The sequence below is a fragment of the Chrysiogenia bacterium genome, assembly GCA_020434085.1.
GTDB lineage: Bacteria > JAGRBM01 > JAGRBM01 > JAGRBM01 > JAGRBM01 > JAGRBM01.
Genome location: JAGRBM010000537.1, coordinates 1 through 1,528, shown reverse-complemented (window position 1 = coordinate 1,528; position 1,528 = coordinate 1). Strand labels below are relative to the sequence as shown.

Annotated in this window: 2 protein-coding genes; both read left to right on the top strand. The window is 67.0% G+C overall.

Translation table 11 applies throughout. From position 1 onward, the window contains the following. The coding region (locus KDH09_17855; GenBank protein MCB0221568.1) for a hypothetical protein at positions 1-309 on the top strand (309 nt) is incomplete at its 5' end. A gap of 628 nt (positions 310-937) precedes the next feature. Next, positions 938-1,528 (top strand): hypothetical protein (locus tag KDH09_17850; protein MCB0221567.1); only part of this gene is annotated, 591 nt, incomplete at its 3' end.

Sequence of the window (1,528 nt, the reverse complement as noted above, 5' to 3'; positions counted from 1 at the left end):
GACTACCCGATTCCCGACGGCGGTGAGCGCACCATTCCGCTCATTCACTTCATCCTGAGCACGACCTACATCGAGGCCGACGGCGAGCGCTGGACCTACCCCGACGCTCCCGAGGCTCTGAACGCCGCCAGCAGCGGCGCCGCGCGCAGCTACATCTTCCGCAACAGCGATGACGAGCCCGAGCTCATCGTGCGCCTGGGTCGCGGCGGCCGCCTCGACCTGCTCCGCATTCACGAGACCGGCAAGATCGTCCGCCCCCGGGAGCAGCCGCCGGGCTTTCCGCTGTGGCCGTACGCGCTGGCGCAGTAGATCCCTTCCATACCCTGCTCCCCTCTTGGGGGAGCTGTCGCCGCAGGCGACTGAGGGGGACGCGCAGGCGGCGATCAGTTTTCTGAAGCGAGTGTCAGTACCGGCACCCCCTCAGTCCGGCATTGCCGGACAGCTCCCCCCGCCCTCCTTCGTTGAAACTCCGGAGGGCGGCCCTCTCGTAGCCTTGGCGAAGGAGGGTCGGGGGAGCAGGGAATTCGGCCAACTTTTTTGCAGGCCATCTCGGGTTATTTCGGTCCATCTCGGGTCATCATGGTCCATCGTGGGTCATCTTGGGTCACACCCCCCTTGCGCCAATTTTGTTTTTCCCCATAATGGAAATCAGCCCGCCCGGTTCCTCCTTTCTTCGAGGGCCGTGAGATTCCCCGGACAATCCGTCCGCATCGCATTGAGAGAACTTTGAGATGGTGCTTCTGTCTGTCGCAGCCACGCATTTTCCGTGTTGTCATCCTGAGGGCGGCAAGGGCGAGGCATGCCTCGCCCCTACACGTGTTGGGACCGGCGCGGAACCGGCAAGTACAGCACCATGCCCGGGTTATGTAGGGGCGAGGCATGCCTCGCCCTTCTTCCCCGCACAGGTCGGCATGGCGTGGCACGCGGAGGCGCGCTCGTGAGGCGGAGAGGCAGCGGTGCCGCCCCCCGCGATCCGGCCGCTCTTTTTGGCGGCGCGCGCGATCTGATCGACCTGTGGGCCGAGCGGCGCGGCAGGCGGCTTCGCGATCCGCAGAGCGCGGCGGTGCAGGCGCTGGCACTTTCGGCGGCGATGGAGCTCTTCGAGGAATGCGAGCCCACGCGCGAGGCGCTCTCGGCCTCGGCGCTCTTCCTGCGGCACGAGGCCCGCGGGTTGCGGCTCTTCGACGAGCGCCCCGAACACATGGCGCGCATCATCGACATCTTCGGCGACGATGGCACCCACCACTACGCCATTCCGCTGGGCGGGCCGAAGCTGGAGCCCTGCAAGCCGGCCGAGCGCGAGCAGGCGCTCTCGCACCTCAAGCGCTGGAACGAAATCGCGACAGGGGAGGGGACCTGGCGCGAGATTCGCGAACGCTTCCACGCCGCGCTCAGTGGCGAGAAAGAAGTACGCGACCCCGCGCGAAGGTTCGCCCTGCGCGCGCTCACCCAGGTGATGCTCTGCCTGATCCGGAGCGAGGACGCCCGCGCGCAGATTCAGGCGGCCCAGACCCTGCTGCGCCAGTTC